Below are 13,316 nucleotides of genomic sequence, written 5' to 3' on the forward strand. Positions count from 1 at the left end.
AGGTCATGAGCACGCGAGTGCGGAAGGTCGCCAACGCGCCGGTGAGTTTCGGCGTGTTCGAGCTGAGCGACGCGCCCCCGCCGCTGAACGCCGGCGAGATGGTCGGCGCGTTGTCCGAGGCCGGTTACGAGGGCATCGATCTGGGCCCGGTGGGTTACCTGGGCACCAGCCACGACCTGGCGGAACGGCTCGACGGCATGCTGCTCGCCGGCGGCTGGGCCGACCTGCGCTACAACGACGCCGAGGAGTTCCGCAAGGGCCTGACCGCGCTGGAGAGGACGCTCGACGTGTTCGCCGCCGCGCCGCCCGCCCCCGAGCAGCTGGCGCCGCGGCCCACGCTGGGTTGCTCCGGCTCGCCCGAGAGGTTCGCCCGCCCTGGTGGGAGCGTTCCAGGGCTGCCGTCCTCCGAGTGGCCCGGGTACGCCGCCCGCGTCCAGGAGGCGGTCGGCCGGTGCCGCGAGCGCGGGTTCGAGCCCGCCTTCCATCCTCACCTCGGCACGTACGTCGAGACCCCCGACGACGTCGAGCGGCTGCTGGAGCTGACAGACGTCGAGCTCTGCCTCGACACCGGCCACCTGCTGCTGGGCGGGGGAGACCCGGTGACGAAGCTGCGCGAGTGGGCCGGGCGGGTCGGCCACGTGCACATCAAGGACGGCGACACCAAGATCCTGGCCCAGGCCCTGGACGACGGCGTCGACCTGCGCGAGCTCATGGGCCGCGGCGGGTTCTCCTCTCTCGGCGAGGGCGAGCTGGACCTGGCCGGCGTGATCGCGGCGCTCGACGAGATCGACTATGAGGGCTGGGTCATCGTCGAGCAGGACACCCTGCCGGGCCGCCGCACGGTCGCCCAGAACATCGCCGACCAGGCCGCCAACCGCGAGCGACTGAGGGAACTGGGACTTTGACACAGGTGAGAATCGCCCTGGTGGGCTGCGGAGCCGTCACCCAGGCGGTCTACGTGCCGTTGTTGTCGAGGCGGCGTGACCTGTTCGAGGTGAGCGCCGTCTGCGACCTGTCGCGGACGCTGGCCGACGCGGTCGGTGACCGGCTGGGTGCCGCCAGGCGGTACACCGAGCTGAAAGAGATGCTGGCCGACGGCGGCTTCGACGCCGTCGTCATGCTGGCGTCCGGCTCGCACGGCGAGGCCGTGCGGCAGGCGCTGAGTGCCGGTTACGCCGTGCTGTGCGAGAAGCCGCTCGCCCTGACCAGGGCCGAGGTGGCGGCGCTGCCCGAGGGGCGGCTGATGGTCGGCTACATGAAGCAGTACGACCCGGCGGTGCGCAGGGCCGAGAAGCTGCTGGCGGAGCTGGGCGGGCCGGAGGCGATCAGGTCGGTCGAGGTGGTCGTGCTGCACCCGAGCGGGGAGTCGCAGCTCGCCTTCGCCAACCTGACGCAGGCCCGTGACGTGGACCCCGGGCTGCTCGCCTCGCTGCGGGCGGCCGAGAGCGATCTCGTCTCGCGGGCGCTGGGGGAGTCGGCGCCGGAGCCGGTGCGGAACCTGTACGGAGTCGCGCTCGGCTCCATATGCCACGACTTGTCGCTCTTGAGGCGCTTCACCGGTTCGCCCACCGAAATCTCGCACGTCGAGACGTGGGGACCCGCGCCCGGATCCATCGAGATCTCCGGCCCGCTGCCCGTCCGCGGCCGGTTCCAGATCCGCTGGCACTACCTGGAGGACTACCCCGCCTACCGCGAGACCGTGGCCATCCACCACGACAAGGGCTCGCTGGAGCTGGTCTTCCCCGCGCCCTACCTGATGAACGCCCCCACCACGCTCACCGTCGTCTCCGGCGACGGGAGCGGCGAGGGCGGCGAGAGCCGCACCCATCGGCGCGAGGTGACCGAGGCGTTCGAAGTACAGCTGGCCGCCTTCCATGCTTTCGTGAACGATGGCGAGCCGCCGCTCACCGACGCGGGCGGCGCGCTCGAGGACATCGTGACGGCCCAGCGGATCGCCGCCCGCTACGCCGTACAACATGGACTGCCCATGGAAGGGGAGGCAGCGTGAGCACGGAGATCGTGGTCGTACCGCACACGCACTGGGACCGGGAGTGGTACGAACCGTTCCAGCGCTTCAGGCTGCGCCTCGTGGCGCTGCTCGACGAGGTGCTCGACACGATGGAGCGCCAGCCCGCCTACCACTTCACCCTCGACGGGCAGCTCGCCTGCGTGGACGACTACCTGGAGGTCCGCCCGGAGAACCGCGACCGGGTGGCCGCGCTGGTCGAGTCGGGGCGCCTGGCGGTCGGGCCGTGGCAGATCCTGCTCGACGAGTTCCTGTGCTCGGGCGAGAACATCGTCCGCAACCTCGAACTCGGCATGGCCAGGGCCGACAAGCTCGGCGGGGCCATGCCGGTCGGCTACCTGCCCGACATGTTCGGGCACGCGGCGCAGATGCCGCAGATCCTGCGCCGGGCGGGGCTGCTGCACGCCTGCGTCTACCGGGGGGTGCCGTCCTCGGTGACCACCGACGCCTTCGCCTGGGTCGCGCCCGACGGCACGGCGCTGCGCACGCAGTACCTGCCCGCCGGCGGCTACGGCAACGGGGCCCATCTGTTCCACGACCCGGCGGGACTGAAGGAACGAGCGGACGCGTTCACCAGGACGATGCGCGAGTGGCACGGGCCCGAGGGCTCGCTGCTGGCGATGTACGGCACCGACCACTCCGCGCCCGTCCGAGGGTTGCCGGAGATGGTGGCGGCGATCGGCGCCCGCATGGACACCCTGTCCGGATACATCGGGGACTGTTCGGGTGAGGTGGACGGCCTGCCCGAGGTGCGCGGCGAGCTTCGCTCGCACGCGCGCGCCAACATCCTGCCCGGCGTCATCTCCGTCCGCGCCCACGTCAAGCAGGCCATGAGCCGCGCCGAGCGGATGGTCGAGCGCTACGCCGAGCCGCTGGCCACGCTCTGGGGCGAGGAGTGGCCCGGGCGTTTCCTCGACATGGCCTGGTGGCGGCTGGTGGACGCCAGCGGCCACGACTCCGTGACCGGATGCGGCGTCGACGACACCGCCCAGCAGGTCGCCGCCCGCATCGCCGAGGCCGAGCACCTAGGGCAGGCCGTGCGCGACATGGTGACCGCCCGGCTGGCCGGCGCGGTGCCGTCCGACGGCGTGCTCGTCGCCAACCCGACGCCCGCCCCCAGGCGCGGCGTGGTCCTCGTGGACGTGGCCGGCCACCACCCGCTGGTGGACCCCTCGGGCGCGGCCGTGCCCGTCCAGCCGCTGGAACACGCGGCCACGCTGCTGCTGGACGACGAGATGGACCCGGCCACCGCGCTGAGCTTCGTCCACGGCACCGAGCTGTACGGCCAGCACATCACGTCCTGGTCCGTCGAGGACGGCACGCTGACGTTCACGGTGGCCCGCGAGACGCAGGCGGTCTTCGACGTCGACGACCTGCGCGGCGAGCTCGACGGCGTGACACGCGTCCGCATCGTCGCCGAGCCCCGGCGCACAGTCGCCGCCCTGGTCGAGGTCCCGCCGCTGGGCCACACGAGCGTCCGGCCCGCGCCGCACGAGCAGGTGTTCGGCCCGCCCGCGGGGGCGAGCGGCCTGCCCACCGAGCACGACCCGTCCTGCTGGCTCAGCTCCGACTCGGCCACCCTGCCGGTGCGCGGCGACGAGGAGGTGCTGGACAACGGCCTGCTGCGCGTCACGATCGCCCGCGACGGCACGCTCACGCTTGTGGGCCAGGACGGCACGACGGTCACGGGCGCCGGCCGCATCGTGGACGGCGGGGACGTCGGCGACACCTACAACTACGCGCCCCCGCCGGCCGACCTGATCGTGGACGAGCCGGTGTCGGTCGAGAGCGAGCTGATCGCCTCAGGCCCGCTGGTGGCCATGGTGGACGTGCGCCGCACGTACCGGTGGCCGGCCGCCGGCGGCGCCATCGACGGCGCCCCGGAGCTCCCCGCCATCGCGCGGACGCCCGCTGCCGAGGACGTCGTCGTCACCACCCGCGTCGAACTGCGCGCGGGCGAGCCCTTCGTCCGGCTCGACGTCGAGTTCGACAACCGCTGCGCCGACCACCGGGTGCGCCTGCACGTGCCGCTGCCCGACCGGGCCACGCAGTCGTACGCCGAGGGGCAGTTCGCGGTGACCACCCGCGGGCTGACCCCGGAAGGGGGCTGCGGCGAGACCCCGCTGCCCACGTTCCCCGCCTCCTCCTGGGTGGCGGCAGGGGGCGTGGCGGCGCTGCTGGAGCACGTGACGGAGTACGAAGTGGTGGACGGCGCCGAGCTGGCCCTCACGCTGCTTCGCTCGGTCGGCTACCTGTCCCGCAACCGCAACCCGCTGCGCCCCGAACCGGCGGGCCCTCAGCTTCCGACCCCGGCCGCGCAGTCGCGCGGGGTGCGCAGGGTGAGCCTTGCGCTGATGCCGTACCGCGAGTCGTGGGAAGAGGTCGTGCCCCACGCGGAGGCCTTCCGCCACGACCTGCTGGTGGTGCCCGGGCAGGGCGCGCAGCACCTCTCCCTGCCCGCTCCGGCGGCGGGCCTGTCGGTGACCGGGAACGGCGTGACCATGACCTCGCTGCGCGACCGCGACGGCTGGCACGAACTCCGGGTGGTCGCCCTCACCCCCGGCGACACGGAGGCGGTCGTCGAGGGCTCGTTCACCCGGGCCAGGCACGCGGATCTGCGCGGTCGCCCCGGCGAGGACCTGCCGGTCACGGACGGCACCCTCCGCCTTTCGCTGAAAGCCTGGGAGATCGCCACGATCCAACTCGCCAACTCTGGGTAATTATTGGAACGCATATAGTAATGTCATGCCCGTGATCACTTCCCAACACGAAGGGCTGACCAAGCTCGCCACCCTCGATCTCGGGCACACCGCGCAAGGGCTGCGCGCGCTGTTCGATCTGCGGATACCCGATACGGGCGAGGCCAGGCTGGCCTCGCCCGACCTGTCCGAAGCCGTTCCTGCGGTCTGCCGCGCCGACGGCGCCCTCCTCTACGGCGAGGATGGCGACAAGCTCGGCGTCATCATCGAGACGCAGCGCGGCCAGGACGACGACAAGCACTATTCGTGGCTGGAATACATCGCCAACTTCCGGGCGCGCGAGAAGTGCCAGGTCGTCCTGACCGTCATCTGCCCCGACCGCCGGATAGCACGCTGGGCGGCCAAGCCCATAGAGACCGGCCATCCGGGACTCGTGCTCAATCCACTGGTGATCGGGCCCGACAACACCCCGCTCATCACCGACGTGGCCGAGGCGGTGGGCAACATCGGTCTGGCCGTCATCTCCGCCGTCACCAAGTCCCAGGACCCGTTGATCAAAGAAGTCCTGAGCACGTTGGACGCGGCCCTCGGCAAAATCGATCAGAAGCTGGCCGGGCGATACGGTCAGTACATCTACGTCTCTCTGACTGGCGTCGCCCAGAAGGAATGGGGGAACCTAATGGCTATGCAGACACATTCGTACCAGGGGGATTTCGCCGAGAGCCTCCTCGCCGAGGGCGAGGCCAAAGGTGAGGCCAAAGGCAAGGCGGAAGAGGGGGCGAAGATGCTGCAGATGCTGCTGGAGGCGCGGGGCATCGAGGTGTCTGAGGAGGTGCGGGCGCGGATCACGTCGTGCATGGACACGGCGGTGCTGGAGGAGTGGTTCCAGCGGGCGCTCACGGCCGACTGTGCGGAGCAGGTCTTCGGGTGAGCCCCGCGGGAGCCCGCCGCCAGGTCGGTCAGCGGGTGCCCCAGGAGTAGGTCTGCTTGCGGAGTTTCAGGTAGACGAACGACTCGGTGGCGCGGACGGCGGGGATGGCGCGGATCTTGCTGAGGATCTCCAGCAGGTGCCCGTCCCCCTCGCACACCACCTCCACGATCACGTCGAACGAACCGGCCGTGAGCACCACGTAGTCGATCTCCTCGATCGCCGCCAGCTCGTCGGCCACCGACTCGAGGTCGCCCTCGCAGGTGACGCCGATCATGGCCTGGCGCGGGAAGCCCAGGGTGAGAGGGTCGGTGACGGCGACGATCTGCATGACGCCGGCGTCCTGCAGCCGCTGGACGCGCTGGCGCACCGCCGCCTCGGAGAGCCCGACCGCCTTCCCGATCGCCGCGTACGGCATGCGCCCGTCGGCCTGCAGCTGCTCGATGATCTGCTTGGACAGGTCGTCGAGCACCACGGGCCCCGAGCGGGGAGTGGAGCGGCGTACGCGCGGCGGCGTGGTCATCGGATGTGGTTCCTCCTAGCGGTCCGGCATGGCGGGGGCGTTCCCGCTGGGATGCCGTCCTGGTGCGACATGGTGTCAGTTCCCGGGTGACTGTCAAGCGAATTCGTAGCAATTTGATATATTCACCACGAAATCCCTTGTTTCGCTGCGACCGCTCTGTAAGAGTCGCGGGCATCTCAGCCGCCTCACGAGGAGGTCATTCATGACCGAGCTTGCCGAGGTCACCCATAGACAGAGCACCTGGGTCTGGCGACCGACGAAGGAGGGCGCATGACGACCCGTCTGCAGAACTATGTCAACGGCGAGCTCGTGGACGCCAAGAGCGGCCGGTTCTCCGACATCATCGACCCGTGCACGGGCGAGGCCTACGTTCAGGCCCCGGTCTCCGGGCAGGACGACGTCGACGCGGCGTTCGCCGCCGCGGCCGCCGCGTTCGAGTCGTGGGGCAGGACCACCCCGGGTGACCGGGCCAACCTGCTGCTGAAGGTGGCCGACGCGATCGAGGCGCGGGCCGACGAGATCAACGAGGCCGAGTGCCGCGACACCGGCAAGCCACGTGCCCGCATGGCCGAGGACGAGACCCCGGTCGCCGCCGACCACTTCCGGTTCTTCGCGGGCGCGGCCCGCACGCTGGAGGGTCCGACGGCCGGTGAGTTCCTCGCCGAGCACACCAGCGTCATCAGGCACGAGCCGATCGGCGTGGTCGGGCAGGTCACGCCGTGGAACTATCCGGTGATGATGGCGGTCTGGAAGATCGCCCCCGCGCTCGCGGCCGGCAACACGGTCGTGCTCAAGCCGTCCGACACCACCCCGGTCGCCACGCTCAAGCTCGCCGAGATCCTCGGCTCGGTGCTGCCCGCCGGCGTCTTCAACGTCGTCACCGGCGACCGCGAGACGGGCGCCCTCGTGGTGAGCCATCCGGCCGCCTCGATGGTGGCCATCACCGGCTCGGTCGGCGCGGGCATGTCGGTGGCCAGGAGCGCCGCCGACGACCTCAAGCGGGTGCACCTGGAGCTCGGCGGCAAGGCGCCCGTCGTGGTCTTCGAGGACGTGAAGGACCTGCGTGCGGCCGCCGCCGGCATCGCCGAGGCCGGCCTCTACAACGCCGGCCAGGACTGCACCGCCGCCTGCCGGGTGCTGGTGCAGGAGAGCGTGCACGACGCGTTCGTGGCCGCGCTGAGCGAGGCCGCCGCCGGCACCGTGACCGGCGGCCTGGACACCGAGGACGCGCTGTACGGGCCGCTCAACAACGAGAACCAGCTGGCCAGGGTGCAGGGCTTCATCGACAGGCTCCCCGCGCACGCCACGATCCTCACCGGCGGCAAGCGTGTCGGCGACAAGGGCTACTTCTTCGCCCCCACGGTCGTCGACGGGCTCAGGCAGGACGACGAGATCGTGCAGAACGAGGTCTTCGGCCCGGTGATCACCGTGCAGACGTTCACGGACGAGGCCGACGCGCTGGCCAAGGCCAACGACGTCAGATATGGCCTGAGCGGCTCGGTCTGGACCTCCGATCACGGCCGTGCCATGCGGATGTCCAACCGGCTGGACTTCGGCACGGTCTGGGTGAACACGCACATCCCGTTCATCTCGGAGATGCCGCACGGCGGCTTCAAGCATTCCGGATACGGCAAGGATCTGTCGGTGTTCGGCCTGCACGACTACACCAGGGTCAAGCACGTCATGCACTACATCGGCGAATAGCGGCAGGGGCGAAACCTGGACATGACCGGGCTATCGGCAATCGAGCTGGAGGACGTCGTCAAGGAGTACCTCTCGCATGGCGAGGTCGTCCAGGCGGTCAAAGGCGTGACGCTGGACGTCGCCGAGGGGGAGTTCTTCTCCCTCCTCGGCCCGTCCGGCTGCGGCAAGACCACGACCATGAGGATGGTCGCCGGGTTCGAGGCGCCCACGAAAGGCCTGGTGAAGCTGCACGGCAAGGACGTCACGGACGTCCCGCCGAACAAGCGCGACGTCAACATGGTCTTCCAGTCCTACGCGCTCTTCCCGCACATGAACGTCTGGGACAACGTGGCGTTCGGCCTGAAACAGCGCCGGACGCCGCAGGAGGAGATCAGGCGGCGGGTCGGCGAGATGCTGGAGATCGTCGACCTGGCCGGCAGGGAGAAACGCCGGCCGCGCGAGATGTCCGGTGGCCAGCAGCAGCGCGTGGCGCTGGCCAGGGCCCTGGTCAACCGGCCACGGGCGCTGCTGCTCGACGAGCCGCTCGGCGCGCTCGACCTCAAATTACGCCAGGCCATGCAGATCGAGCTCAAGCGCATCCAGCGCGAGGTCGGCATCACGTTCGTGTACGTGACGCACGACCAGAACGAGGCGCTGACCATGAGCGACCGCATCGCCGTCATGAACGACGGCCTGGTCGAGCAGCTCGCCAGGCCGCCCGAGATCTACGAGCGACCCGCGACCGCGTTCGTCGCGGGCTTCATCGGCACCTCCAACCTGCTCGCGGGCACCGCGACCGGCGGCGAGGTGAAGGTCGGCGGCGGCCGGGTGCTGGTGCCCGGTCACGACGGCGAGGTGACGGTGACCGTACGCCCCGAGAAGATCACCATCGTGGCGGAGGACCCGGGGCCGGAGGTGAGCGGGGTGCGCGGGACCGTCGCCGAGGTCGTCTACCTGGGCACCTACACCAGCTATTCCGTGAGCCTCGCGGACGGGACCGACATCACCGTCTTCCAGCAGAACGCGCATGACGCGGTGGCGACGGCGGAGCGGGGAGACTCCGTCTGGCTGTCGTGGCGGGCGCAGCACTCGTACGTGATTGGAAGTTGACAGCGTCTCATGCACCCCCCACTGCGCTCATCCCGCACCAGACGTGACGTCTTCCGGCTCGCCGGTTATTCGGCCGCCGGGCTCGCCCTCGCCGCCTGCGGCGTGCAGGGGCAGAAGGTCGCGCCGCCCAAGGCGGACGCCGTCCAGGATTTCTGGGCGAAACAGACCAAGAACGGCAAGGTGGTCTTCGCCAACTGGCCGGAGTACATGCCGGGGGACAAGGGTCCGCTCGAGCGGTTCAAGAAGGACACCGGCATCGCGTACGAGTACAAGGAGGTCATCCAGGAGAACGCCGACTTCTTCGGCAAGGCGGACCCCGTGCTCCGCGCCGGCCAGTCGCTGGGCTACGACATCGTCGTCATGACCAACGGCATCCAGCTCCAGCACATGCTCCAGCTCGGCTACGCGGTTCCGCTCGACCACGCGCGGTTGCCGAACTTCCAGGCGAACGCGGGCCAGAAGTTCAAGGAGCGCTCCTACGACCCGGGCAACAAGTTCACGATCCCGTACGCGTCGGGCGTGACCGGGATCGCGTACAACACCGACCATGTCAAAGAGGAGATCACCAGCATCGAGGCGTTGTTCGATCCCCGGTACAAGGGGCGGGTCGGGATGATGAACGACGCCCAGGAGATCGGCAACTTCGGCATGTTCGCGGTTGGCGTCGACCCGGAGAAGTCGACGGAGGCGGACTGGAAGAAGGCCGGGGAGAAGCTCAGGGCACAGCGCGATGCCGGACTTGTGCGGAAATATTATGATCAAGGGTATATCGATGCCGTGGCGAAGGGCGATGTCTGGGTGACCATGGCCTGGTCGGGCGACGTCTTCCAGCGCCAGCTCGCCGGCGAGCCCGTCGCCTTCGTGGTGCCCGAGGAGGGCGGCACGATCTGGACCGACAACATGCTCATCCCCAAGGGCGCGGCCAACCCCCTCGACGCGCTCATGCTGATGGACTACCTCTACCAGCCCGCCGTGGCCGCCGAGCTCGATGAGTTCATCCAGTTCGTCACGCCCGTCCCGGCCGTCCAGGACCTGCTCAGAGAGCGGGCCAGGACGGCCGAGGGCAAGGACAAGAAGGCGCTCGACGACATGGTCGACAGCCCGCTCATGTTCCCGAGCGAAGCCGACTACGCCAAGCTGCGCACGTACACCACGCTGACCACCCAGCAGGAGCAGGTGTTCAACCCGATCTTCCAGTCGATCACCCAGGCGTAGGCACGATGACCCGTCACCTGCCGCAAGCCGCCGGACCCGGGAGAGCGTGACGATGCGGCGGCTCACCCCCTACCTCCTCGCGCTGCCGAGCTGGATGTGGCTGGCCATCTTCCTGGTCGTGCCCATGGTCGCGATGGCGTCGGTCTCGCTGCAGACCGGCAACGCCTACGACGGCTACGCCATGACCTTCAACGTCTCCACCTACGGGGAGGCGCTCGGCAGGTACAGCACCCAGCTGCTCCGCTCGCTGGTGTACGGCGGGCTCGCGACCGTGGCCATGCTGCTGATCGGCTACCCGGTGGCCTACTGGATCGCCTTCAGGGGCGGCAACCGCAAGTCCGTGTACCTCTTCCTGCTGCTGCTACCGTTCTTCGTGTCGTTCGTCCTGCGGACGATCTCGTGGAACTTCCTGCTGGCCGACAACGGCATCCTCTTCGGTACGCTGAAGGGCTGGGGGCTGCTGCCCGAGAGCTTCCACGTGCTCGCGACGACGCTGGCCGTGGTGGGCGGGCTGACGTACAACTTCCTGCCGTTCATGATCCTGCCCATCTACGTGGCGCTGGAGCGGGTGGACCCGCGGGTGGTGGAGGCGGCCCAGGACCTGTACGCGACGCGGGCGGGGGCCTTCCGCCGGGTCGTGCTGCCGCTGTCCCTGCCCGGGGTGTTCGCCGGGGTGCTCATGACGTTCGTGCCGGCCACGGCCGACCCGATCAACGCGCAGATCCTGGGCGGCACGGGCAACACCATGATCGGCAACAACATCCAGACCGAATATCTGGTGAACCTCGACTACCCGACGGCCGCCGCGCTGTCGTTCACGCTGATGGCGGTCCTGCTGGTGGGGATCTTCGCCTACGCCAGGGCGCTCGGCACGGAGAACGTGCTCGAGGCGGCGGCCCGATGAGGACCGGCGAGCGGGGCAGGCTGGGGGACCGGCTGCTGCACACGTACACGTGGCTCGTCATCGTGTGGCTGTCGGCGCCGATCGCCGTGATGATCCTGTTCGGGTTCAACGACAAGCAGAGCAAGTCCAACACCAGCTGGCAGGGCTTCACCCTCAGGTGGTACGCCGAACTGTTCGAGATCTCCGACCTGACCGTGGCGCTGCGCAACTCGCTGGTCATCGCCCTGGTCAGCACCGTCATCACCGTCGTGCTCGGCACCATGCTCGGGCTCGCGCTCGGCCGCCACCGCTTCCGCGGCAAGGGCGTCACGAACTTCCTCGTCTTCGCCGCCATCTCCACGCCCGAGCTGGTCATGGGGGCGTCGCTGCTGTCGTTGTTCGTCTCGGGCAACGTGCCGCGCGACGCGAACACGATCATCGTCTCGCACGTGCTGTTCTCGCTGTCCTTCGTGGTGGTGACCGTGCGGGCGCGGATCGTCACGCTCGACCCGTCGCTGGAGGAGGCCGCCAGAGACCTCGGCGCCACGGCCTGGGGGACGTTCCGGCAGGTGACGCTGCCGTCGATCATGCCCGCGGTGACGGCGGGCGCGATGTTGTCGTTCGCGCTGTCGATCGACGACTACGTGGTGACCAGCTTCGTCAACGGCTCGACCGTCACCTTCCCGCTGTGGATCGTCGGCGCGGTGAAGACCGGCATCCCGCCACAGGTCAACGTCATGGGTACGCTGATCTTCGGTGTCGGGGTGCTGATCGCCGTCGCCAACGCCGTGGTGGCCAGGCGGCGCGCCTGAGCCTTCGACCACACGGCTCGATCGTAGGGATGTGGGAGTGTGGATCCGCTGAAGGCGCTGGCTGACGCGGAGCGCGCGCCGTACTGGCTGGACAGCCCGGCCCGGCCAGAGCCGGCCCCGCGGCTTTCCGGCCGCACCAGCGCCGACCTGGTCGTCGTCGGCGGCGGCTTCTCCGGCCTGTGGACGGCCCTGATGGCCAAAGAGCGCAACCCGTCGCTGGACGTCGTCCTGCTCGAAGGGCGCAGGATCGGCTGGGCGGCCACCGGCCGCAACGGCGGGTTCTGCATGGCCACGCTCACCCACGGCCTGGCCAACGGGCTCGAACGGTGGCCGGAGGAGATCGACCGCCTGGAGCGCATGGGCGTGGCCAACCTCGACGAGATCGAGCGCACGCTGTGGCGCTACCGCATCGACTGCTCGTTCGAGCGCACCGGCGAGTTGCACGTGGCCACCGAGCCGTGGCAGCTCGACGGGCTGAACGAGCACCTCGACCTGATCGACGAGCTGGGCCTCGACTACGTGCCGCTCGGCCGGGATCAGGTGCGGGCCGAGCTCGACTCGCCGACCTACCTGGGCGGGCTGTGGGAGCGCAGCGGCTGCGCCATGGTCGACCCCGCGCGGCTGGCGTGGGGGCTGCGTGACGCGTGCCTGCGGCTCGGCGTACGCGTCCACGAGCGCAGCCCGGTGCGCTCGCTGCACGACGACGGCACCACGATCACCCTGCGCACGCCGTACGGCACGGCCGCCGCGCGCCACGTGGCCCTGGGCACCGGCGTGTTCCCGCCGCTGCTGCGGCGGTTGCGGCACTTCGTGGTGCCGGTCTACGACTACGTGCTGATGACCGAGCCGCTGACGGCGGCGCAACTGGCCGAGGTGGGCTGGAGCAACCGGCAGGGCGTCGGCGACTCGGGTAACCAGTTCCACTACTACCGGCTGACCGACGACAACCGCGTCCTGTGGGGCGGCTATGACGCCGTCTACTACAACGGCGGCCTGGTCAAGCACGAGTACGACCAGCGCGACGCGACGTTCGTCAAGCTCGCCGAACACTTCTACGCCACGTTCCCGCAGCTCGCGAACGTGCGGTTCAGCCACCGGTGGGGCGGCGTGATCGACACGTGCAGCCGGTTCAGCGCCTTCTACGGGCAGGCCCACGGAGGCCGGCTGGTCTACGCGGCCGGTTTCACCGGCATGGGGGTCGGCGCCACCAGGTTCGGCGCGAACGTCATGCTCGACCTGCTGTCGGGCGAGCGCACCGAGCGCACCGAGCTGCGGATGGTGAAGGAGAAGCCGATCCCGTTCCCGCCCGAGCCGGTGCGGTCGGGGGTGATCCAGTTCACCCGGTGGTCGATCGCGCGGGCCGACCAGCACGAGGGCAGGCGCAACCTGTGGTTGCGGGCGCTCGACCGGATGGGGCTGGGGTTCGACTCATAGCGC

General features: G+C 69.7%; 11 protein-coding genes. 10 read left to right on the top strand and 1 reads right to left on the bottom strand.

Translation table 11 applies throughout. The features are described 5' to 3' along the window. Window positions 1-5 precede the first annotated feature (5 nt). The 4 genes from ACZ6SA_RS46165 to ACZ6SA_RS46180 are packed head-to-tail and all read left to right on the top strand — an operon-like array spanning window position 6 to window position 5,656. On the top strand, window positions 6-905 hold the full coding sequence (locus ACZ6SA_RS46165) for a TIM barrel protein (RefSeq protein ID WP_347649916.1): 900 nt from the start codon (window positions 6-8) through the stop codon (window positions 903-905). Window positions 906-910: 5 nt separating this feature from the next. Then, window positions 911-2,008: a Gfo/Idh/MocA family protein gene (locus ACZ6SA_RS46170; protein WP_347649915.1), complete on the top strand. Its 1,098-nt coding sequence runs from the start codon at window positions 911-913 to the stop codon at window positions 2,006-2,008. Next, window positions 2,005-4,746: a glycoside hydrolase family 38 N-terminal domain-containing protein gene (locus ACZ6SA_RS46175; protein WP_465835590.1), complete on the top strand. Its 2,742-nt coding sequence runs from the start codon at window positions 2,005-2,007 to the stop codon at window positions 4,744-4,746. The genes ACZ6SA_RS46170 and ACZ6SA_RS46175 overlap by 4 nt, the downstream gene beginning before the upstream one ends. 25 nt (window positions 4,747-4,771) lie before the next feature. After that, window positions 4,772-5,656, top strand: coding sequence for a hypothetical protein (locus ACZ6SA_RS46180; RefSeq protein ID WP_465835592.1), 885 nt, complete (start codon window positions 4,772-4,774; stop codon window positions 5,654-5,656). A 28-nt stretch (window positions 5,657-5,684) separates the two neighbouring features. Here ACZ6SA_RS46180 and ACZ6SA_RS46185 read toward each other — a convergent pair whose 3' ends face one another. Beyond that, window positions 5,685-6,176, bottom strand: a complete 492-nt coding sequence (locus ACZ6SA_RS46185) for an Lrp/AsnC family transcriptional regulator (RefSeq protein ID WP_347649912.1) — start codon at window positions 6,174-6,176, stop codon at window positions 5,685-5,687. Window positions 6,177-6,446: 270 nt separating this feature from the next. Here ACZ6SA_RS46185 and ACZ6SA_RS46190 point away from each other — a divergent pair, with 270 nt between their 5' ends. The 6 genes from ACZ6SA_RS46190 to ACZ6SA_RS46215 are packed head-to-tail and all read left to right on the top strand — an operon-like array spanning window position 6,447 to window position 13,313. Continuing rightward, window positions 6,447-7,880 carry a gamma-aminobutyraldehyde dehydrogenase gene (locus tag ACZ6SA_RS46190; protein ID WP_443155478.1) on the top strand — a complete coding sequence of 478 codons (1,434 nt, stop codon included), beginning with the start codon at window positions 6,447-6,449 and terminating at the stop codon, window positions 7,878-7,880. Window positions 7,881-7,901: 21 nt separating this feature from the next. Beyond that, window positions 7,902-8,969: an ABC transporter ATP-binding protein gene (locus ACZ6SA_RS46195; RefSeq protein ID WP_465835594.1), complete on the top strand. Its 1,068-nt coding sequence runs from the start codon at window positions 7,902-7,904 to the stop codon at window positions 8,967-8,969. 9 nt (window positions 8,970-8,978) lie between these two features. Next, window positions 8,979-10,184, top strand: a complete 1,206-nt coding sequence (locus ACZ6SA_RS46200) for a polyamine ABC transporter substrate-binding protein (RefSeq protein WP_465835596.1) — start codon at window positions 8,979-8,981, stop codon at window positions 10,182-10,184. A gap of 52 nt (window positions 10,185-10,236) precedes the next feature. Then, complete coding sequence (locus ACZ6SA_RS46205) at window positions 10,237-11,088, top strand: ABC transporter permease (protein WP_347649970.1); 852 nt, start codon at window positions 10,237-10,239, stop codon at window positions 11,086-11,088. Then, window positions 11,085-11,879, top strand: a complete 795-nt coding sequence (locus ACZ6SA_RS46210) for an ABC transporter permease (protein WP_465835598.1) — start codon at window positions 11,085-11,087, stop codon at window positions 11,877-11,879. The genes ACZ6SA_RS46205 and ACZ6SA_RS46210 overlap by 4 nt, the downstream gene beginning before the upstream one ends. Window positions 11,880-11,918: 39 nt before the next feature. Beyond that, entirely contained in the window at window positions 11,919-13,313 is a 1,395-nt protein-coding gene (locus tag ACZ6SA_RS46215) for an NAD(P)/FAD-dependent oxidoreductase (protein ID WP_347649907.1), read from the top strand. Window positions 13,314-13,316: the final 3 nt, after the last annotated feature.

The sequence above is a fragment of the Nonomuraea sp. NPDC049378 genome (genome assembly GCF_055586745.1).

What these genes read in the sequence shown, in the direction of transcription:
- ACZ6SA_RS46165 (WP_347649916.1), top strand. Translation starts at nt 6, where the DNA reads ATGAGCACGCGAGTGCGGAAGGTCGCCAACGCGCCGGTGAGTTTCGGC.
- ACZ6SA_RS46180 (WP_465835592.1), top strand. Translation starts at nt 4,772, where the DNA reads ATGCCCGTGATCACTTCCCAACACGAAGGGCTGACCAAGCTCGCCACC.
- ACZ6SA_RS46185 (WP_347649912.1), bottom strand. Translation starts at nt 6,176, where the DNA reads ATGACCACGCCGCCGCGCGTACGCCGCTCCACTCCCCGCTCGGGGCCC.
- ACZ6SA_RS46190 (WP_443155478.1), top strand. Translation starts at nt 6,447, where the DNA reads ATGACGACCCGTCTGCAGAACTATGTCAACGGCGAGCTCGTGGACGCC.
- ACZ6SA_RS46195 (WP_465835594.1), top strand. Translation starts at nt 7,902, where the DNA reads ATGACCGGGCTATCGGCAATCGAGCTGGAGGACGTCGTCAAGGAGTAC.
- ACZ6SA_RS46200 (WP_465835596.1), top strand. Translation starts at nt 8,979, where the DNA reads ATGCACCCCCCACTGCGCTCATCCCGCACCAGACGTGACGTCTTCCGG.
- ACZ6SA_RS46205 (WP_347649970.1), top strand. Translation starts at nt 10,237, where the DNA reads ATGCGGCGGCTCACCCCCTACCTCCTCGCGCTGCCGAGCTGGATGTGG.
- ACZ6SA_RS46210 (WP_465835598.1), top strand. Translation starts at nt 11,085, where the DNA reads ATGAGGACCGGCGAGCGGGGCAGGCTGGGGGACCGGCTGCTGCACACG.